The organism is Streptomyces sp. NPDC036984 (assembly GCF_055607665.1).
This window is the reverse complement of sequence record NZ_JBVJRL010000025.1, coordinates 37,675-56,419: the sequence shown is the minus strand read 5'-3', so window position 1 is coordinate 56,419 and position 18,745 is coordinate 37,675. Positions and strand designations below refer to the sequence as shown.

General features: G+C 71.6%; 17 protein-coding genes. 3 read left to right on the top strand and 14 right to left on the bottom strand.

What is annotated here, in order from left to right; genetic code table 11:
• Positions 1-295: 295 nt before the first annotated feature.
• The 3 genes from ACZ7DL_RS32580 to ACZ7DL_RS32570 form a co-directional block, all read right to left on the bottom strand.
• A complete protein-coding gene (locus ACZ7DL_RS32580; protein ID WP_470779728.1) occupies positions 296-1,093 on the bottom strand; it encodes a ParB/RepB/Spo0J family partition protein in 798 nt (265 codons plus the stop codon).
• Positions 1,094-1,358: 265 nt separating this feature from the next.
• Positions 1,359-1,814, bottom strand: coding sequence for a winged helix-turn-helix transcriptional regulator (locus tag ACZ7DL_RS32575; RefSeq protein ID WP_470779726.1), 456 nt, complete (start codon positions 1,812-1,814; stop codon positions 1,359-1,361).
• A 988-nt stretch (positions 1,815-2,802) separates the two neighbouring features.
• The gene (locus ACZ7DL_RS32570) at positions 2,803-4,041 is read right to left on the bottom strand and encodes an MFS transporter (protein WP_470779724.1); all 1,239 of its coding nucleotides are present in this window, start codon (positions 4,039-4,041) and stop codon (positions 2,803-2,805) included.
• Between the two features lie 655 nt (positions 4,042-4,696).
• Between ACZ7DL_RS32570 and ACZ7DL_RS32565 the strand changes: the two genes are divergently transcribed.
• Positions 4,697-5,815: an IS701 family transposase gene (locus ACZ7DL_RS32565; RefSeq protein ID WP_470779723.1), complete on the top strand. Its 1,119-nt coding sequence runs from the start codon at positions 4,697-4,699 to the stop codon at positions 5,813-5,815.
• Positions 5,816-5,900: 85 nt separating this feature from the next.
• On the opposite strand, the gene ACZ7DL_RS32560 is transcribed toward ACZ7DL_RS32565, so the two are convergent.
• The 4 genes from ACZ7DL_RS32560 to ACZ7DL_RS32545 form a co-directional block, all read right to left on the bottom strand.
• Positions 5,901-6,482 (bottom strand): TetR family transcriptional regulator, encoded by a 582-nt coding sequence (locus ACZ7DL_RS32560; RefSeq protein ID WP_470779721.1) that lies wholly within the window; start codon positions 6,480-6,482, stop codon positions 5,901-5,903.
• 405 nt (positions 6,483-6,887) lie between these two features.
• Positions 6,888-7,655 carry an SDR family NAD(P)-dependent oxidoreductase gene (locus ACZ7DL_RS32555; protein ID WP_470779719.1) on the bottom strand — a complete coding sequence of 256 codons (768 nt, stop codon included), beginning with the start codon at positions 7,653-7,655 and terminating at the stop codon, positions 6,888-6,890.
• 206 nt (positions 7,656-7,861) lie between these two features.
• Entirely contained in the window at positions 7,862-8,731 is an 870-nt protein-coding gene (locus ACZ7DL_RS32550) for an NAD(P)H-binding protein (protein ID WP_470779717.1), read from the bottom strand.
• Complete coding sequence (locus tag ACZ7DL_RS32545; protein WP_470779715.1) at positions 8,728-9,351, bottom strand: ScbR family autoregulator-binding transcription factor; 624 nt, start codon at positions 9,349-9,351, stop codon at positions 8,728-8,730. The genes ACZ7DL_RS32550 and ACZ7DL_RS32545 overlap by 4 nt, the downstream gene beginning before the upstream one ends.
• Before the next feature lie 142 nt (positions 9,352-9,493).
• On the opposite strand from ACZ7DL_RS32545, the gene ACZ7DL_RS32540 reads away from it, so the two are divergent.
• Together ACZ7DL_RS32540 and ACZ7DL_RS32535 are read left to right on the top strand one after the other, a co-directional pair.
• A complete protein-coding gene (locus ACZ7DL_RS32540; protein WP_470779713.1) occupies positions 9,494-10,495 on the top strand; it encodes a ScbA/BarX family gamma-butyrolactone biosynthesis protein in 1,002 nt (333 codons plus the stop codon).
• A gap of 264 nt (positions 10,496-10,759) precedes the next feature.
• Positions 10,760-11,377 carry an SUKH-4 family immunity protein gene (locus tag ACZ7DL_RS32535; protein WP_470779711.1) on the top strand — a complete coding sequence of 206 codons (618 nt, stop codon included), beginning with the start codon at positions 10,760-10,762 and terminating at the stop codon, positions 11,375-11,377.
• Between the two features lie 278 nt (positions 11,378-11,655).
• Here ACZ7DL_RS32535 and ACZ7DL_RS32530 read toward each other — a convergent pair whose 3' ends face one another.
• The 7 genes from ACZ7DL_RS32530 to ACZ7DL_RS32500 all read right to left on the bottom strand — a co-directional run bounded on the left by ACZ7DL_RS32530 (position 11,656) and on the right by ACZ7DL_RS32500 (position 18,716).
• Positions 11,656-12,270 carry a hypothetical protein gene (locus ACZ7DL_RS32530; RefSeq protein WP_470779709.1) on the bottom strand — a complete coding sequence of 205 codons (615 nt, stop codon included), beginning with the start codon at positions 12,268-12,270 and terminating at the stop codon, positions 11,656-11,658.
• Positions 12,271-12,712: 442 nt separating this feature from the next.
• On the bottom strand, positions 12,713-13,624 hold the full coding sequence (locus tag ACZ7DL_RS32525; protein WP_470779708.1) for an NAD-dependent epimerase/dehydratase family protein: 912 nt from the start codon (positions 13,622-13,624) through the stop codon (positions 12,713-12,715).
• On the bottom strand, positions 13,621-14,694 hold the full coding sequence (locus ACZ7DL_RS32520; RefSeq protein WP_470779706.1) for a cytochrome P450: 1,074 nt from the start codon (positions 14,692-14,694) through the stop codon (positions 13,621-13,623). The genes ACZ7DL_RS32525 and ACZ7DL_RS32520 overlap by 4 nt, the downstream gene beginning before the upstream one ends.
• 44 nt (positions 14,695-14,738) lie before the next feature.
• Positions 14,739-15,503, bottom strand: coding sequence for a glycosyltransferase (locus tag ACZ7DL_RS32515; protein ID WP_470779705.1), 765 nt, complete (start codon positions 15,501-15,503; stop codon positions 14,739-14,741).
• Positions 15,500-16,978 carry a class I adenylate-forming enzyme family protein gene (locus ACZ7DL_RS32510; protein ID WP_470779703.1) on the bottom strand — a complete coding sequence of 493 codons (1,479 nt, stop codon included), beginning with the start codon at positions 16,976-16,978 and terminating at the stop codon, positions 15,500-15,502. Before ACZ7DL_RS32510 ends, ACZ7DL_RS32515 begins: the two co-directional genes overlap by 4 nt.
• Entirely contained in the window at positions 16,978-17,718 is a 741-nt protein-coding gene (locus ACZ7DL_RS32505) for a glycosyltransferase family 2 protein (protein ID WP_470779702.1), read from the bottom strand. Before ACZ7DL_RS32505 ends, ACZ7DL_RS32510 begins: the two co-directional genes overlap by 1 nt.
• Positions 17,715-18,716 (bottom strand): 3-oxoacyl-ACP synthase III family protein, encoded by a 1,002-nt coding sequence (locus ACZ7DL_RS32500; protein ID WP_470779700.1) that lies wholly within the window; start codon positions 18,714-18,716, stop codon positions 17,715-17,717. Before ACZ7DL_RS32500 ends, ACZ7DL_RS32505 begins: the two co-directional genes overlap by 4 nt.
• Positions 18,717-18,745 lie beyond the last annotated feature (29 nt).

Here is an 18,745-nt window from a genome sequence, read left to right as displayed (position 1 = left end):
GGCGGGGCCCTCACCGCCGCCACGCACCTCGCACCACCGGCGCAGCGCCCCGTCCCTCGTGCTTCAGCGCTCGACCGCGTCGCCTGTGCAGCCGGGTCCAGGGCACTGGTGAGGTGCTGCTACTCCCGAGCGTACGAGTGGGCGAGGTCCGGTGGAACGCTCCGTCGCCTGGGGCGCACTCCACTCCTCGACCGCGTCACCGGCCACCTGGTGCAGTGCGCCGGCGAAGTGCTACCACTGCCGGGCGCAGGAGTGGGCCAGGTCCGGTGGAACGCTCCGCCCGCCGGGGCGCGCTCTACTCCTCCACCGCGTCACCGGCCACCCGGTCCAGTGCGCTGGCGAAGTGCTGCCACTGCCGGGCGTAGGAGTGGGCCAGGTCGGCGACCGCGGCGGCGCAGTGCGGCGGCACCGCCGCGATCAGCTGCCGCCCCGCCTCCAGATCCGGCGCGCGCTCGTTCAGCCAGCGCAGCAGCGCGCGCCCGGACTCGGTGAGCCTCAGTGACGGATCCTTCGCCAAGGTCTGGATGACGGACTGCGCGCGACCCTGTGGCGCCCACCGGTCGCCCTCGGCCGCCCCGGTGCCCGCCCGACTGCCGGCCCCGGCCTCGCCTGCGGGGCTCGGTCGCGGCGGCGCCGGGTCCTGCCCGCCGCGCCGCACCCGCTGCCGTATCTCGCACGCGGTGCTGACCGACACCCCCGCGCTGGCGGCGATCTCCTGGAGCGTGGCGTCCGGGTGCTCGGCAAGGAAAGCGCGGGCCGCCTCCCTGCGCCGCGCCGCATCGAGCGGGCGGGAACGGCCGTCCGCCCCGACCCGGACCTTCGAGTGAGGAACCTCCTCACTCGAAACGCGGCGGACGGCACCGACGGTCTTCGGTGACAGCCTGGTGATGCGCGCGATCGCGCGGTCCGACAGATGAGGGTGTGAGACGAGGATCCGCTCGGCCGCGGCCTTTCTGTCCTCGAGCGTCAGCGGCAGACCATGCATGACGTTGGCCGCCACGGAGTGAAGGAAGACCTCGCTGGCCGGCCCGTCCAGATACCGGACCGCGATCATCTCCTCCCCCCGCAGTCCGGCGGCCTGAAGGCGATGCATCCCGTCGACCACACGCCGGGTGTCCCGATGCACCAGTATCGGCTCGATGTCACCCTGTGCGAGAACCTCCACATGGGCCCGGCTGGTCCCGCCCAGACGGGGCGAGTCGGCAGGCACCAAGGAGGCGACCGGCACCAGATGGACACCGGCACACTCACTCTTCGTCGCGGGCTGCGGATTGCGGACCGCTGTCTCCAACCGGTCCGTCAGGCGCGTGCGAGGCGAGGTGGTGGAAAGGCTGGAAGGCACCGAGGTCTGCTTTCTGTCAGGTTTTCCGAACGTGGGTGTTGCAGGCGTCCAGGAGCGTGCCGTCGGCTCCGACCGGCGCGATCAGCGGCACAGGAGCACCGTGCTCGTCCACAAGGGTCGAGTGGGTCTCGCCAGGCGCGAAGGCATGACGCTCTCCCCACTGACGCAAAGCGAGAATCACCAAAAACAGATCGCGCCCGACATCGGTGAGCACATACTCCCGGCGACGGCCCGACGGTGCGGTGCGCTGGGCGAGAAACCCCTGAGCGGTCAGTTTCCGCAGCCGGTCGGAAAGAATGTTGCGGGCAATACCGGTACGCCGCTGGAACTCGGTGAACGATCGCGCCCCGTCCATCGCGTCACGGACCACCAGAAGACTCCACCGGTCCCCGACGAGATCCAGCGTGCGGGCGACAGGGCAGTCGGGATCCGTCCAGTCAGGATTCGGGCCAGGCGTGCTGACGCGGGACATGACACCTCCCAATAAGTTGCGGAACGAAACCATCATGCCGTACAGGCAAAATGATCGCGATCCGCTACCCGCAGGAAGAAGCCACGGCCCGCGCCGGCGACCAGGCACACCCCGCGACCACCCGAGAGCAGGGACCACCGGGCGAGGAAGGCCGCAAGCGGTGAGCTTGTCGAGGCGGCCGGCGAGAAGAGCGCCGACGGTGCCGACACGGCGCACCGGGCAAGGAGAACCGCGAGCCGTGAGCCCGCCACCATGGCCGGCGGGACGGGTGCCGGCGATGCCGGTACGGCACCGGACTCGGCGACCGGCCGTGCTCCGTCCCGCGCGCCGGGGACGACGAGGTCCCGCACGCCGGAGACGACTGGATCCTTCGCACCCGGGACGACGAGGTCCCGCACGCCGGGGACGAGCAGGTCCCGCGCTCCGGGGAAGACGGGGTCCTTCGCGCCGGGAACGACGGGCCGGTTCCCCGCGCCTTTGTCGTCGCCGAGCGTGCCGGCAGCCGCCGGTACCGCGCCCCGGCCGGCCCGTGCAGCAGCGCCTCGACGCACCACTCGGCTCGCGGGCGCCGGTCCGTGGCCGGCAGACAGCTCAGGACCGCCTCCACGAACGGCGGGAGCCGGCAGGCTCCGGCCGCCTTCGACGAACACCTTCGGCGCCGGCTCGAGCAACAGTGCCATCGGGGACCGTCCCTCCCACACGACGTGGCCGCCTGCCCCCGGTCCCTGCGCGAACGGCCTCGTCGCCGGTGCCCGGGGGATTCACCGACGACGAGACCGAGCCAAGCATAAATAGCGCTATTTATGTATGACGCAGAGGCAGGTGCGCCACGACTTTGCCAAGTCCAGCGGCCCCAACCGCCTCAAAAGCCGCACGCGGCAGGCCGCAGCCGGTGAGGCTCCCCCGCGCCGTGAGCGGGCCGGTGCCCCGGAGACCAGCCTCGCGCCACGCAGGACCTGGTCGCACTCACAGAGCCGTCTGGTCGCACCTACAGAGCCTGTCCGGCCCGGTCGGCATCCTGGGCGTCCTTGCGCGCCCCGCGCGTGCCCGCATCTTCCGGGCGCAGGCCAGCACCCTCGCGTACACGCCTGTCGGCCGCCCAGACGGCCAGCGCGCAGGCCGCGAACCCGGCCCCCAGCACACTGGAGCCCGTCCAGCCCCAGGCGGTGAAGACTGCGGTGGTCGCGGCCGCGCCGAGGGCGGACCCGAGCGAGTAGAAGACCATGTAGCTGCCGATGACACTGCTGATGCGATCCGGATGCGCCGCGGTGAGCAGGTGCTGGTTGCTCACATGCACGGCCTGGACCGCGAAGTCGAGAAGCACGATCCCCACGGCAAGGAGCCACAGCGACCACGGCAGCTGCGCGATCACCGCCCAGGAGAGGATGAGCAGGCCGAGCGCCGAACCGGTGACCGGGACCGCCCGTCCCGCATCCGCCCACCGCCCCGCGCGCGCCGCACCCAGCGCGCCGGCGAGTCCGGCGATGCCGAACAGCCCGATCCGGCTCTCGCTCAGCTGCCACGGAGCGTCGGCCAGCGGCAGGGACACACCGCTCCACAGCGTTCCGAAGGACGCGAACAGGAAGAACGCGATGAGCCCGCGCGTCAGGAAGAGGCGTTGCCCGAACAGCCGGCCGACGGAAGCCACCGCCCGCCCGTACCCCGCAGGCCGCCCGGGACGCTCCTCCGGCGGCAGCACCACCAGGACCAGGAGCGCAAGCGCCAGCGACGCCACCGCGAGTACGACATATACGCTGCGCCAGCCCCATACCTCGGCGAGCGTGCCGGTCGCCACCCGCGCACCCAGGATCCCGACCACCACCCCCGAGGTCACCACACCGATGTTCCGCCCGCGTTCGGCAGGCAGCGAGACCGACGCCGCATACGCCACCGTGGTCTGCACCACCACCGCGAACACGCCGGCCGCCGCCAGCCCCGCAAACGCCACCCATGCGGCCGACGCCAAGGCCGTCACGAGCATCCCCGCCGCGGTGACCGCCAAATGCGCAGCGATCAGCCGGCGCCGGTCGACCACATCACCGAGCGGCACCAGCAGCACCAGCCCCGCCAGATAACCGAACTGACCCGTGGCCACGATCCAGCCGGTGAACTCGGCCGGCAGACCCAGATCATGTCCCATCGGCTCCAGAACCGGCTGCGCGGCGTAAATACTCGCCACCGCCACACCGCACACCACCGCCAGCAGCAACCGCCGCCACGCATCCATTCACGCAACCCCAATCGGTAGCAGATTGAAACTGATTCGACCGTAGGGCATGACGGTTTCACATCGCAACCCAACCGAGGGGAGTCCCCTGGCCGTTCACCGCGCGACCGCCCGCCCTGCGCCCGTCCACCCCAGGCCGTGCACCTCACACCACCGCCCCGCAACGCCCCGCTCCTCGGGCGTGCTTCAGCGCTCGACCGCGTCGCCGGCGGCTGGGTCCAGGGCACGGGTGAGGTGCTGCCGCTGCCCGGCGCAGCCCGCGGCCGGCGGTGGGCAGAGGGGTGACGGGTACACCCGAAAGGCCCCGGCGACGGTCCTGGCCCGCAGGGCGGGGCCGCGCTCGGCGACGGCCTCGATCGAGAGCCGGTCCGCGGCCGGGGCGGCTGCACGCCGGCACGCTCCGGCACTTGTAGCTTTTCAGCCGGTTCGCACCACCGGACTTGGCCAAGTCGCCTCTGAACTTGGCCAAGTCGTCTCGCACCTCCCCCCGGCCGCCCATACATAAATAGTGCTCTCTATGCTTGTCCTCGGTCCCGCCGTCCGGGAATCCCCCGTCACGGACGGCGGGACCGTCCACGCATCGACCGGGGACAGCGGCCACGTCGCCCATCGAGCGGGAACAGCGGCCGCGTGGTGTGGGAGGGGACAAGTCGCGATGGCACTGCTGCACGAGCCGGCACCGAGAGCGTTCGCCGAGGCCGGTCCGACCGCCCGGCTACGAGCGTTCGTCGAGACGGTCTTCGCCTGTCTGCCACGGGCGGACCAACGCAAGTGGGCCGAGCTCTACATCAAGGCGCTCCTGCACACACCAGGCAAGAAATCGCTACGACGGCTGGCCCAATCCGTCACCGACTCCCCCACAGCGCCCCAGGCCATACACCAGTTCGTCAACGCCAGCCCATGGGACTGGCTCGCAGCACGCCGCAACCTGCTGCGCTGGACAGAACACACCACCCAGACACCGAGCGCCTGGACACTGGCGCCCGCCTTCATCCCCAAACGCGGCACACACTCCGCCGGAGTCCACCGCAGATTCCACCCCGGACTGGGCCGGACCACGAACGGCCAACTCGGCATCACCCTGCTCGCCACCAGCACCCCTGGCCCACTGCCCATCGACTGGCACTTACACATCCCCCGGGAATGGGCGGACGACTCCCCGCTGCGCTCCAAAGCCCGCATACCTGACGAAGCCTGCGGACCCCTCTGGGCACAAGCCGCCCGACTCCTGCACCGAGCCGCCTCCTGGTCCCCTCACCGCCAGATCCCTCTCACCGCCGAACTGTCCTGGCTGCCCGACCACGAGACCTTCCTCGCCCACCTCGCCCACCGCGAACAGCCCTTCTTCGTGGAAATCCCCGACACCACACGCGTCAAGCCCGCAACACCCCTGACAGCCAACGCCCGTACACCCACCGTCCGACACCTCCTGGCAAGCCACGAACCAGCGGACGCGGAAAAGCGACAACACCTGCTCACCTGCACGGTCGCACTCCCCGGCCCCTCGACCGAGCACGCCCCGCTCCGCCTGCTCGCCCAGCACCGGCCCGATGGCCCACCCCGCACCTGGCTGACCAACCTGGACGAACGTCCCCTGCCCGACCTGCTCCCCCTGATGCAACAACCTCGGCAGGCCGCAGCCGTCATCGACACCCTCGGCGAAAACTTCGGTCTCCAGGACTTCGAGGGCCGGTCATTCCCCGGCTGGCACCACCACACCACACTCCTGTCCGCCGCCTACGCCTACTGCCGAACCCACAACCAACCGCGCTGAAAACGAGGGCCTTGAGTGTGCGCCGGGGCCGGCGATGCACGGCCGGGCCGGGTGGGTGTCCGGGGGGAGCACCCGCACGACGTCCTCAGCACCTCTCCACGGCGAGGCCGCCCAGCACGACGCGCCACACCTCGGCGAAGTCACGTGCCACCGAAACACCCTGTGCCTCGGCACTCCGCGCCTCGACCACAGCTCCCTGCACCACATACATGACGAGGCGCACGGCAACGGCCGGCCGCACATCCGCGACAAGGTCACCGGTGGCCAAGGCCCTCTCCAGCAGCCGCAGGACCTCCTCCCGGAAGATGCCGGGCCAGCCGGATTCGACGCACCCCTCCTCGACCAGGCGGGCGGCAGCCCGAGTGAGCACGCTGCCGCGCAGCGACCTCACCACCTCGAGCACGAACGCGGACAGCTCGCACAGGGGCCGACCGCCACCGGAGCCGGCTGTGCGGATACCTTGCAGTTCGCCGACGCCCTCCTCCACCACCGCCGACGCCAGCGCCGCTTTGCAGCGGAAGTGGAAGGTGAGGGCCCCCAGCGTGACGCCCGCCTCGGCACAGACGGCTTTGAGCGTCGTACCGTCGTACCCGTGCCGGTCGAAGTGGCGTGCTGCTGCCAGGACAAGGTTCGCGCGGGTTCTTGCGGCTCGTTCCGTGTTCTTCATGACGGCGCCTTCGAGGATCGCGACGACAGGTCAGAGCACCGGCCAACCCTGCACACAATGAGGCGCACACGAGGCCGGCCGGGTCGAATCAGGCTCCGCTCAGGGGCCGGGCCGGATCAGCAAACGCTGCCGGCGAACCGCCCCGGCCGCCCCGGAACAGGTGGCACCGCAGCACCGAGCAGGTCCTTCCCCCTGCGCTACCCGCTCTCGGCTGCCGTTCGCCGTCACCAGGCCAGTCAGGTCCCTCACCCACCCTCCCCAGCTTCAACTGCCCGTGGCCGCAGGCCACAAGGGCCCGCGGCGGCAGCTCGGCAAGCGGTCCGACCATACGGTGAGCACCGGGCGACGAACATGGAAACAGGACGAACCCACAACGTTCTTGGCAAGTCCGCGGTGCGGGTGCGGCTACCGGGCGGTCCACCCCCCGTCGGCCGGGATGACCGCACCCGTGGTGAACGACGAACGATCCGAACACAGCCACGCAGCCGTCTGAGCGATCTCCACAGGATCCGCCAAACGCTGCTGAATGGCACGCTGGGTGAAAGGCTCCAGCAGCGAGGGAGTATCGGCAAGCACCTGGTCCATCAGCTCGGTCCGGGTGCTGCCGACGGCGATCGCGTTGACGCGGATGTGCTGCCGGGCGTACTCGTCGGCCGCGGCCCGGCTCAGACCGATGACAGCGTGCTTGGCCGCTATGTACGGCGCGGAGCTGCCGGTCGCGCGGACTCCCGCGACGCTCGAGGTGTTCACGATGGAACCGCCGCCGTGTTCGAGCATCACGGCTATCTGTGCCCGCATCGCGTTCCACACGCCTCGGGCGTTGACGTCCATGATGCGGTCGTACTCGTCATCGCCCATCAGGTGCATCGGGGTTCCGGTGGAGGTCCACCCGGCGTTGTTGAAGGCGGCATCGAGGCTGCCGAACCTCTCCAGCGCCGTCCGTACGACCGCCTGCATGTCCTCGGCGCGGGTGACGTCGGCCACCACGGCGGTGGCCTGCCCGCCTGCCGCGCCGATCCTGTCCACGATCTCCAGCAGCCGGTCCCCCCGGCGGGCGGTCAGCACCACGCGCGCCTCCTCCTGGGCGAAGAGCTCTGCCGCCGCCGCTCCGATGCCACTGCTCGCACCCGTGATGACGACTGTCTTACCGTGCAGCAACCCCCGTGCGGGCATGGCTCTCCTCAACATGGACATCGCACCCCTCCCGAGGGAAAGGCGCGTGCTTCGGTGTACCTGTCACGAAGATCGTCACGCCACGGCAGCCCGGCTCGCAAGCCGCGCCCGCGGGCCGGTCCACCTGCCGGAACCCGGCCGGACCACCGCGCCACGCAGGTGGTGCTGCGCGCACGGCTTCCGCGTCCACCGCGCCCCGCTCCTCCTCACACGAAGCAGTCGAGGCGGCCGGCCACCCACTGGGCGAACGTGGTCGCCGGCCTGCCCGTGAGCCGCTCCACCGTGTCCGTCGTCTGCGCCTTGGCGCCGGCCAGCTGCCGCTCGGCGCTCGCGATCAGAGCGTCAGCCATCGCCGGCGAGTACCGGCGCACCCAACGCGCATGAGCCTCCTCGCGGGAAAGCTCCCGGCAGACCAGGGGGCGCCCCAGCAGGCCGGCGAGGACGGCGGACTGTTCATGGGCGGAGAGCGGCTGTGGACCGGTGAGCCGATAGGACCGGAAGTGGTGCTCGGCCTCGCCCAGGACCCGGGCAGACGCCTGCGCGACATCCTCCGGCGCGATGCAGGCATTGCGGCTGTGAGGGTACAGCCCGTACGTGACACCACCGCTCCGGATACTCGACGCCCAGCCCAGGGCATGCGACATGAACGAACGTGGCTGAATCATCGTCCACGGGATCCCGCTCGACTTGATGAGCTCCTCGTTGCCGCGCTGCCACCTGGTGATCAGATCGTCCGCCGCGTCGTCGTGCACCGCCGCCGCCGACAGCTTGACGATGTGCCCCACCGACACCTCGACAGCCGCCTGCACGATGTTCCGGTCGTGTTCGGGACGTGTGGGATCGTTCGTCACGACGAAAAGAGCGTCGGCACCACGAAACGCCCGTACGAGACTCTCGGGATCGTCGTAGTCACAGGCGACGTGTTCCACACCGGGACCCTGCACACCGGGGCGAGCCGTGCGACTGGTCAGGGTGATGCGGTGGTGGGCCGCAAGGTGCCGGACCATCAAAGGTGCGATCTGTCCGGTGGCTCCGGTGAGGACGGTCTTCCGGCAGGGGGCAGCTGTCCCGGTCATGAAGCAGGAACACGCTCGGCGCCGACCAGGATGCCGTGCACCACCGACGCGGACGCGACGCTGGGCAGGAGCAGTTCCCACATGTCGCAGACGCGTTCCATGAGGTCGGCGCGGTTGGTGGCGAGCTGCGAGTAGACCTGCATGCCGGTACAGGCACCGACGACGAACCGAGCCAACCGATCAGGGCAGACACCCTCACGCAGTTCACCCCCGGACCGCGCCACATCGAGGTGACTGCGCATCAGCGCCCGCCATTCCTCGAAGGAAGAGGCGTCATTCATACCGTGACTGCCCTGTTCCACGGCGAGACGGACTCCCGCGCGCAGGATCGGATCACGCGTCATGCGGTCCGCCCACACCAAAGTGATGTCCACCAGACGCTGCAACCCGGTCGACTTCAGGTGCGGTTCTATCGTCGTCGGCTGGGCGTTCATCAGCGCCTCCGCAAGGCCCTGCTTCGAGCCGAAATGAAAGTAGAGCGCGCCAAGGGTGAGCCCCGCCCGCTCCACGATCTGGGTCACTGCGGCCTTCTCGTAACCGGTCTCGTCGAAGACCTCGGCTGCCGCCAGCAGGATCCTCTGTCGCGTCCGAGCAGCACGCTCCGCCTTGACAGTTGACACTCGCAATCACTCCTCGACAGACATAGATAACGTACTTTATGTTAGCCGCACCGCTGCAAACGAGCCATCCATTCAGGGGGAAAGGGCTGGCATGTCCCACTCTTACGTTCTCGGACACGACCGAGCGCGGCTCATCCCAAAGGTGCCTCAGCAACTCGTACACAAGCACGCGCCGAACGAGGTACTGCTCACCGGCTGGACCACTCACGCCGACGACCGGCACACCGTCCACGCCCACTGGCCCCGCTTCCACACCTTCTACCGGCCCCGCAACCGACACTTCGACCCCCTGCTGTTCGTCGAAACCGTCCGCCAGACCTTCCCGCTGCTTTCCCACGTCGCCTACGGCGTGCCCCACGGCAGCCACCTGGTCTGGGACGACTTCGCCTTCGAAATCCAGCCAACGGCCATGCTGGTTCCCCAGACCCCGGCCGACGTCGTCCTGGAGATCACCTGCACGGACGTCCGGACCAGGAAGGGCTGCCTCGTCTCGATGTCCATGCACGCGGACGTCCGCCTCAACGGACACCGCATCGGCAACGCCAGCACCCGCTTCACCAACCACTCCCCCGCCGTCTACCGCCGGCTACGCGGCACACACCACCCAGCCGCACTCCACCACAACGCCTTACCCCTCCCACCCGCCCTGCCGCCCGCCACCGTCGGACACCACCTGCGCGAAAACGTCGTCCTCGCCGCCACCCAACACCCCAACCGGTGGCAACTACGCGCCGACCTCAACCACACCATCCTCTTCGACCACCCCGTCGACCACGCCCCCGGCATGCTCCTCCTGGAAGCCCTGCGCCAAGCCGCCCACGCGACTCGCCCCGCCACCGACAGCATGGTGACGGCGATGGCTGTGTCCTTCACAAACTGGGTGGAACTGGACACCCCCGCCTGGGTCTCGGTCCAACCCCAGCGCCCCGGCACACTCGACGCCGTCATAACCCAGGAACACCACACCTGCCTGACCGGCGAAGTCACCATCACCACCCTGCCGACCCCAACAACAACACCCTGTCAAAGCCGGCAACACCACCCCCCACACGCGATCGACACCCCCCGCACCCCCTCCCCGACCAGTCAGCGAACCACAGACCCCCTCAGCGGAAAGCCAACAGCAGACCACCCCATCGCCTGACCCCACGACCAGCCGCAGAACCGCCCCCCACAGTCCCCGGAGGCATACCTCGAGCCGCCGACCGACTCCGCCCCTCTGCCGGCCGGAGGTGTGGAACTTCTCGCCCTCGGACCACACGTTCGGTCCGCAAGAGGGCGGGTGAGCGGTCGGGGCGGCATCGGAGTCGTCGGAAGCGCCTCGATCCGCAGCGCTGTTGTTGTGACCGCTTCCACCCGCAGAGAGTCCCACGGCGCCCGTGCCGCCGCGGAGTTCGGAGTTCCGGCAGTGCTTTTCGACGTCACCCGCACCGAACTCGCCGACATCTTCGGCGAGGGCCGGATCGCGACCCTGCCCGCCACCGCCTTCCCGCCCTCCACCGCGGCCACCGAGGGCGCCCGCCTCCTGGAGACCGTCGGCGTCCCCACCGGGACGCTCTGGCTGCGTCAGCCCGACGAGGACGACGGCCTGCTGCCCTTCGTCCAGGACGTCGTCCACATCGAGGACTTCGAGGACGCCGCGGAGGGCGCGGGTGACTGGCCCGTCATCGGCTGGCTGCTCAACGCCCACCTCGCCCTCGCCCCCGGTTCCGGCAAGGTGCACGCCTTCGACGCCGACGAGGAGACCGTGCAGGAACTCCACACGGACGTCTCCTCCCTCGTCCAGGTCACTCTCCGGTTCCAGTGCCTGCTCGAGGAATTCACCTTCAGCGGCGACGACGGCGACGAGGAAGCCGACTTCGAGTGCCTGGAGCGCGAGGTCGAGCGTATCCGTCAGGAGACGAGCAGCATTGACCCGCTCCCCTTCCAGGACGACGAGACCGTCTGGTCGGTGGTCGGTGAGGAGATCGCCGCGGGCCAGCGCTTCAAGGGCGACAGCCCGGGAGCCCGCTCGCTCTACGGCTGATCGCCGGCCCGATGTCGCCCACGCACCGCGCGGTGCACGCGGTGCGCAGGCCGCCTTCCAGCGGACCGGTCTCATCCTCGACCTGCCCGACCAGACCTGGCTCTACATGCGCAAGGCCAAGGCCGGTTCAGCCGGCGACCTGCTGCGGAGACCGGGCCGGGGCGAGATCGAGCTGAGCCACGAAGCATTCCGTGTCCTCAGCCCCGGCGAGCCGCCGCCCACCTGTGCGAGCCCCTCACCTCACGAGCCGCATCTCATCGGTGACCGCGGCCCGGGTGTCAACCGAACCAGACGACCAGCCGGACGTTCTCGTCTCCGTGCTCGGCGGCGAGGCCCCGCATCGTCTGCCAGATAGTGGCCCAGGGCGCCCGGTCCGGAGGAGCGAGCATCCGCGCTGTGAGGATCACGGGGCGGTACACGGCTCCGTCCAGGTGGACCTCGCCGCCCGGCGGCCATTCCGATGGGCTGTCCATATCCCCGCCGAATGTATCGGCCGCGGCCTGCTCCAGGCCGGGCGTGGCTGAGGCCCACACGATGCCGTGCTGGATGAACTCGCCGTCGTCACCCGGCCGCCACAAGCCCGCCCAGTACCAAGCAGGCGCGTCGGCGAGCGGGGCGTCCCAGTCGACCGCGGCGACCTCGGCCCAGGTGGCATAAGTGTGGCTGTGCTGATAGTCCTCGGCACCGGTATCCCGTACCGGGTCCGAGGTGTCGCTCGGGAGCCCACGGTCGGCGAAGAGCGGACGCTCCACACCCCCCGTCCCGCCGAAGCCGAAAAGACACCCCCACGCCTCGCCGTCCCGCCCCAGCTTGAGATCCAGAAGGTCGACCTCCATCTCCCAGCATCCGTCGGCCGAGCGGTACTCGATCACGCCATCGATATCTGCACCCACGGGCGTTGATGCTAAGCCCGGCACAGCCAGGCCACCCCGACAGAATTCGCTGACCTGCTGACACGCAGCCTCCGAGGCGCGGGCATACCGTGAAGAAGTGTGGCGTGCGCCGGTGCTGAGAGGCGTTGTCTCCCTGTGCGCTGTCGCGGCGGGTCGTCAGGCGGTACGCCCGGCCGGGGCCGGAGGCGCCCGCGGGGACGGTCCCTGATTCCCAGCCCGGCACCTCGGCCGCCGTCGCTCGGTGACCAGCGCGCCGATCGCCGCCGCCAGGTCCAGCGGCTCGTGCCCGTCGCGGCGCACCACCCCGCTGCGCCTCGGCCCTACGCCCAGGCGCGGCACGCCTTCGGAGTGCCGCCAGGCAACGCCCCGGCCCGCCGGCAGGGGCGGGGCTTCACCCGACGAGCCACGGAAAAACACAGGGACCCGGCCGTGTCGTGGCCGCTCACTTCGTCGGCAGGGCACGCGTGTAGTCCATCAGGAGGCGACCGGCTGTCCACCCCTGGGACTGGGCCTTGGACACATCGAGAACAACCGAGGTGGCCAGTTGGTCTACCGCGTAGGGCGTGAGTACCGGCTCGGTGTTCGAACGCAGCTGAGTCAGAAGCTGGGCAGTCCTGGCCACGGTACGGGCGACCGGCACCGGAATGTGCCGTATGCGCGTTCGTACGCCGTGGGCCTGCAAGACGGTCTGGACGGCCTGGTCCCGGTCGTACGGCGCGGGGTCGGCGATGTTGTAGGCCCCTGGAGGCCAGTCGGCGGCGGCGAGGCACGCGTCGGTGAGGTTCTCGACGGCTGTGAGGCTGAGGCGGACGCTGGGGCCGGGCAGCAGGAGCAGGCCGCGTCGGACTCGGGAGAGCAGCCGGGGCACCAGGTGCGGGTCGCGGGGACCGTAGACCGCCCGGGGCCGCAGGACCACGGCTCCGCCGGCGAGCGCCAGGGCCTCGCCGGCGGCCTTGGTGCGGCCGTACGCGTTCAACTGGCCGCGCACCGGATGGTCCTCGGTGATGCGGGAGCGGCCGGGGCCCGGCTCGTAGACGCTGGCGCTGCTCACCCACACCACCGGCCGCCCGGTGGCTGCCTGCATCAGCCGCGCTGTGCCGTCGACGTTGACGGCTCGCATCGCGGCCTCGGCGCGGGAGCCGGGCACGGGATCGCCGACCGCCGCCGCGCAGTGCACGACGAGGTCCGCGCCGGACAGATCCGGCACCTCACGGGCGGCGTCCCACGGGACGTGCCGGCCGACCGGCCCGGGACGCCGTCCGACGCACAGCACCTCATGCCCCCGGGCTGCGGCCGTGACGGCGACGTGGGAACCGCAGAAGCCGCTCGCGCCGGTGACGGCGATCGTGGTCATCGACTCTCCCCCGGTGTGCTGGTGGCATGGACGGTGAGCGACCGCCAACCGGGCAGCGCTGCGTGGCGGTCCACGCGGGCGCGGACGACTGCGGGACGGTACGGGGCCAGCGCGGCGAGGGCGTCGTCGAGCTGGGCGCGGGCCAGGCGGGCACCGGGGCAGGCGTGGGGACCGGCGCCGAAGACGAGGTGCGCCACGGTAGGCGGAGCCGGGTGGTGGGCGTCCGGAGGATCGCTGTGGGCGCGCGCGGCGTGCCGGGCCACCAGGATCAGACGGTTCCCGGCCTTCACCGGGCAGCCGTCGAGGTTCGCGTCGGCCGCCGCCACGCGCGGCAGCACCGGGGAGGGCGCCGTCACCCGCAGCAGTTCGCTCACCAAGGCCGGGCGCAGACGGTCGTCGGCAGCCTGGTCCCACAGCGCCGCGTCCGCGCACCAGGCGCCGGCGCGCGGGAGCGCCGCCACGGTGGTGTTGACGGCGGCGACCGCGAGCATCGCCCGCAGCGCCGACTCCTCGCCGGGCGCGGCGGGGCAGAGCAGAGCCTCCAGCCGTGCTGCCGCCGCGACGGCCGCCCGGGCCGTGCCGGGCGGCCGGGGTCCGGGCAGATGATCGCGTACGGTGGCCGCCGCCGCACGGGCGGCCGCCTCGGCGATGTCCTCGGGGTCCCCGGGGACGTCCAGGAGCGCACGGACCGTGACGCCGGCCAGTTCCCGGGCCAGCGGTACGAGATCGACGGCGTGGCCCGCGCCCAGCGGGGCGAGGCGGCGGTCGAGGACCTCCCGCCACAGCGGGCGCAGCCGCTTCACTCCGGCGGCGCCAAGAGGGTCGGCGACCGTGCGCCGTGCGGCGCGGTGACCGGTGCCCTCCTGGTCGAACAGCGCTCCGCCGGCGGACAGTTCGCGGGCGGCGCCACCGGTGGTGCCATCGGCGGTGCGGTCCAGTGGGATGCGGGTGAGAGCGTGCCGGTACGCCTCGTCGCCGTGCACCAGCACCGTGCCGCCCAAGCGGGTCACGGCCCGGTGGCCGGACAGGGCGAGCAGTGCGAACAGCGCGGGATGAGAACGGGTGTACACGCGTCGGTCCCGGCGTCGTGCCGCCCGGAACCTGGACATGGTGGTCATCGGATGTGCACCTGCCGCGGGTCGGCGGGGCGGTAGCGGCGGTCCCAGTTCCACAGCAGGGTCCTGCGGGCTCCCCAGGCCCGCAGCCGGCGCAGGCTGCTGTGTACCACCATCCGTTCGGCCCGTGTGATCCGGTCGCTGTGCTCGCGGGCCCGGTTGAGCAGGATGACGTCCTCGGGCGGTCCCTCCAGCGGCACGCGCGGGGTGCCTCCGCAGCGCAGGTACAGGGCGGCCGTGACGGCGAGGTTGTGGCCGTGGCACAGGACGTAGGGCGTGCGGTAGCGCGGGTGGCGGTGCTCCTTGCGCCAGCGGCCGTACAGCGCGCTCGTCCTCACCACCGCCGGCGGTACGTAGCGCTCGGCGAACGAGGGGTGTTCGTCCGGGCGCGGGATGCTCCGGCCGCAGGCCAGCTCCGTCCCGCGCGCGAACTCGGCGCGGGCTGCGGCGATCCAGTCGGCGGCGGGCAGGCAGTCGGCGTCCGTGCGGACGAGCAGCGCAGCGCCCCGATCGATGGCGTACCGGAATCCCGTGTCGGCGGCTGCGCCGGTGCCCGGCTCCTTCTCCTGGACCACGTGCACGGGGAAGGGCGCGAGGGCTGCGAAACGGCGCACCACATCGGCGGTCGAGTCGGTGGAGGCGTTGTCGACGACGACCAGCGCGAAGTCGGTGTCGGTCTGGGCGGCGAGCGCGGCGAGGGCGGCCCCGATTGCGGCCTCCTCGTTGTAGGCCGGCACCACCACCCACAGCGGCGGAGCGTTCATCCCCGGTCCCCTTCCGCGAGGCGGCGGGCGGCGAGCCGGGCGGTTGCGGCCCGGTCGGGCTTGCGGGAGCGCCCGGACAGCGGGATCTCGGCGAGCAGGACCGCGTCGGGCCGGGCGTGTCCCATTCGCGCCAGCGGCGCGTGCAGCGCGGTCCGCAGCGCCGCACGGTCGGTTCCCCTGCCCGGCTGTACGACGGCGACCAGGCGTTCGTCGCCGTCATCGGCCGGTACGCCCACCAGCAGCGCCAGTTCGACGCCGGGCACGTGCAGCGCAGGCTCGTACAGACCCGGGTAGATGTTCTCGGCTCCTCTGAGCACCATGTCCTTGCTGCGGCCCGCCAGCACGATGCGGTCGCCGTCCAGGTGTGCCCGGTCGCCGGTGGCGACCCAGGGGTCGGGTTCCTCGCCCAGATAGCGGTGACGGGCGGCGGGACTCGTGAGCAGTAGTTCGCCCGAGGGGTCCGTCTTGGCCGCCACTCCCGGCAGCGGGACGCCGACCAGGTCGCCCGTGCCGGTGTAGGCAGCCTTGTCGGCTTGTTCCACCGCCGCCGCGGGGAACAGTTCGGTCAGCGCGTACACGCCCCACGCCTCCTCGGCGCCCGCCTGCTTCACGCGGGTGAGCAGACGCGCGCTCGCCGGGGCCGAGCCCGTCCACACCCGGCCGGTGAACCGGGCCCCCTCGGCCAGGACCGCCCGCAGCTGGGGCGGCGTCAGATAGGTGGCCTGAGGGGCAAGCCGGCGCAGCTGCCGGGTCACGACGCGTGCGGAACGGGCGGGCAGCGCGACCGGGGCGCCGCTCGCGAGCGACGGTACGAGAACGAAGAACGTCCCGCCCAGGACAGGCTGCCCGGCCCGAGGGCGGACCAAGTCGGCCACCGTCGTCATGCCTGCGGCGAGCGAGGAGCGGGTGTGCACCACCGCGCGCGGCCGGGAGGTGGTCCCGGAGGTGAACACGATGACCGCGTCGGCGTCCTCGTCCACCGGCCGGGGCGGCACCATGCTCCGCGTGCCACCGTCCAGGGCGGGCGCGCAGCCGGGCAGCCGCGGCCCGACGGTGACCACCGGCCCCAGCTCCGCCAGGTGCGGCAGCGCGAGGTGGGCACGGCGGGCGAGCGGCCGGGCCCACCCGGCGGCCGCCTGCGCGGTCGCGTCGGCGAGGACGAGGCCCGGCGGGGCCATGGCCAGCCGGGCGCGCAGCACGTCCGGCCCGGCGCCCGGGTCGAGCACCGCTGCCCGCGCGCCGAGTCGGAGCACCGCGAGCATGACGGCCAGCGCGCGCGGCCCGGGCCGTACGGCGACACCGACGGTGCCGCCCCGCCCGATGCCGCGTGCGTGCAGGGCAGCGGCGTAGCGGTCGGTGAGGTCGGCCAGGTCCCCGTAGGTGGCCTTGACGCGGACGGCTCCCGTCCGGGTGGTGCCGAGAACCGCGGGCCGGCCGGCGTGGGCGCGCAGGGCGTGCGGGAGGGCGTCGAGCATCAGCGGGGGTCCTCCCCGCGACGGCCCGGACCCTTGTCGAGGTACCAGCGGGCGGTGCCGAGGAGGCCGTAGGCGCGCAGCCGCCGGGTGGAGTTCTCCACGATCATGTCGCGGGCGTGGACGATGGCGGCGGTGTGGCGGCGCACGCGGTTCAGGAAGAGCCGGTCGGTGGGTGAGGGGCGGCGTGGCATCCCGCCCACGGCCTCGTACAGTGCGGCGGTGATGGCCATGTTGTTCCCGGCGTGCATCCGGTAGGGGGCGAGGTAGCCGTGCCGGCGTCGGTGGGCCGGGCGTATCCGGCCGAAGAGGGCGGCGAGGCGCACCAGAGTCCGGAACCCCGCGCGGCCGAGAGGACCGTGCTCGTCACGGCGTGCGTCGATGCGACCGCACACCAGGCCTGCGCCGCTCCCCAGGGCGCTCCGGGCGGCGGCCGTCCAGCCGGGCCGCGGCAGGCAGTCGGCGTCGGTACGCGCGAGCAGCGTCGCGCCGTGCTCGATGGCGTAACGGAAACCGGTGTCCACCGCGCAGCCCACGCCCTTCTCCTCCTCGCGCAGGACATGGACCGGGAAGGGCGCCCGGCGGGCGAAGTCGTGCGCGAGGCCGGCGGTGGCGTCGGTGGAGGCGTTGTCCACGACGACCAGAGTGAAGTTCCGGTCCCGCTGGGCCGCGAGCGCGTCCAGCGTGGCGCCGATCCGCGCGGACTCCTGGTGGGCGGGCACCACCACCCAGAGGGTGCTCATGCCTTCTCCCACACCATCGTCATGATGCTCACACCGCCGCCGAGGCCCACGAAGAGCACCCGGTCACCGGGGCGCAGCCCGTCGTGCACGCGGTCGAGCTGTACCCCCAGTGTGGCGCTGGCCATGTTGCCCAGTTCGGGGACCGTGACGACGAGCCGGTCCCGGGGGACGCCGGTGAGTTCCACGAACCGTTCCAGGTACGGCACGGTGACCTGGTGCACCAGGATGTGCCGGAAGTCGTCCCAGGCCAGGCCGGTGCGCTGCCGCATCCGGTCCAGGACCGAGGTGCCGACCTTCTCGAACACCTCGCGCAGTTCGGCCCCGTCGCCCCGGAAGTAGGTGTGCTCGTCTCCGCGCGGGTGACGGGAACCGCCGCCGAAGATCCCGCCGACCGACCAGTGCTCGGAGTGCGTCTCGGTGTCCACGTCGAGGATGCCCCCCCGATCCACGGCCTCCAGCACGACCGCGGCTCCCGCGTCGCCGAAGGTGTAGCCCGCGAAGCCGTCCCGGAGTTGCCCAGGGTCGGCCGGGGCGTACCGAACCGCTCGGCTGGGGGTCTCCCCGGTCATCACGAGAGCCCGACGGGCCCGGCCGGCCAGGATCATTGCGCGCGCTGTGTCGATGCCGTTGACGAAGCTGTTGCACGCGTTCGTCACGTCCAGCGCGTGTGCTCGGGAGCCCAGTTCGGCCTGGACGATGTGGGCGGTGGCTGGTTCGGCCACGTCCCGTGTGGCCGAGGCGAACACCAGCAGATCGACGTCGTACGGCGTGAACCCGCCCCGGGCCAACGCCGTACGGGCCGCCCGCAGGGCGAGCGTCGAGGCGTACTCGCCCTCGGCCACGGCACGACGCGAGGCGATGCCGGTGACCCGTTCGAGGATCCGCGCCGGCAGCGACAGCCCGGGTGCCGCGGTGATGTGCTCCTGCAGCTGCTCAGAAGTCACCGCGAACTCGGGCAGGCAGGAACCCACCGCGGTGATGCCGACTCGCGGCACCATGCCTTGAGCAACGTGATCTGTGTGCATGC

What these genes read in the sequence shown, in the direction of transcription:
- ACZ7DL_RS32575 (WP_470779726.1), bottom strand. Translation starts at nt 1,814, where the DNA reads ATGTCCCGCGTCAGCACGCCTGGCCCGAATCCTGACTGGACGGATCCC.
- ACZ7DL_RS32580 (WP_470779728.1), bottom strand. Translation starts at nt 1,093, where the DNA reads ATGCATCGCCTTCAGGCCGCCGGACTGCGGGGGGAGGAGATGATCGCG.
- ACZ7DL_RS32560 (WP_470779721.1), bottom strand. Translation starts at nt 6,482, where the DNA reads ATGAAGAACACGGAACGAGCCGCAAGAACCCGCGCGAACCTTGTCCTG.
- ACZ7DL_RS32500 (WP_470779700.1), bottom strand. Translation starts at nt 18,716, where the DNA reads ATGGTGCCGCGAGTCGGCATCACCGCGGTGGGTTCCTGCCTGCCCGAG.
- ACZ7DL_RS32525 (WP_470779708.1), bottom strand. Translation starts at nt 13,624, where the DNA reads ATGACCACGATCGCCGTCACCGGCGCGAGCGGCTTCTGCGGTTCCCAC.
- ACZ7DL_RS32550 (WP_470779717.1), bottom strand. Translation starts at nt 8,731, where the DNA reads ATGACCGGGACAGCTGCCCCCTGCCGGAAGACCGTCCTCACCGGAGCC.
- ACZ7DL_RS32515 (WP_470779705.1), bottom strand. Translation starts at nt 15,503, where the DNA reads ATGAACGCTCCGCCGCTGTGGGTGGTGGTGCCGGCCTACAACGAGGAG.
- ACZ7DL_RS32565 (WP_470779723.1), top strand. Translation starts at nt 4,697, where the DNA reads ATGGCACTGCTGCACGAGCCGGCACCGAGAGCGTTCGCCGAGGCCGGT.
- ACZ7DL_RS32555 (WP_470779719.1), bottom strand. Translation starts at nt 7,655, where the DNA reads ATGCCCGCACGGGGGTTGCTGCACGGTAAGACAGTCGTCATCACGGGT.
- ACZ7DL_RS32570 (WP_470779724.1), bottom strand. Translation starts at nt 4,041, where the DNA reads ATGGATGCGTGGCGGCGGTTGCTGCTGGCGGTGGTGTGCGGTGTGGCG.
- ACZ7DL_RS32510 (WP_470779703.1), bottom strand. Translation starts at nt 16,978, where the DNA reads ATGCTCGACGCCCTCCCGCACGCCCTGCGCGCCCACGCCGGCCGGCCC.
- ACZ7DL_RS32505 (WP_470779702.1), bottom strand. Translation starts at nt 17,718, where the DNA reads ATGAGCACCCTCTGGGTGGTGGTGCCCGCCCACCAGGAGTCCGCGCGG.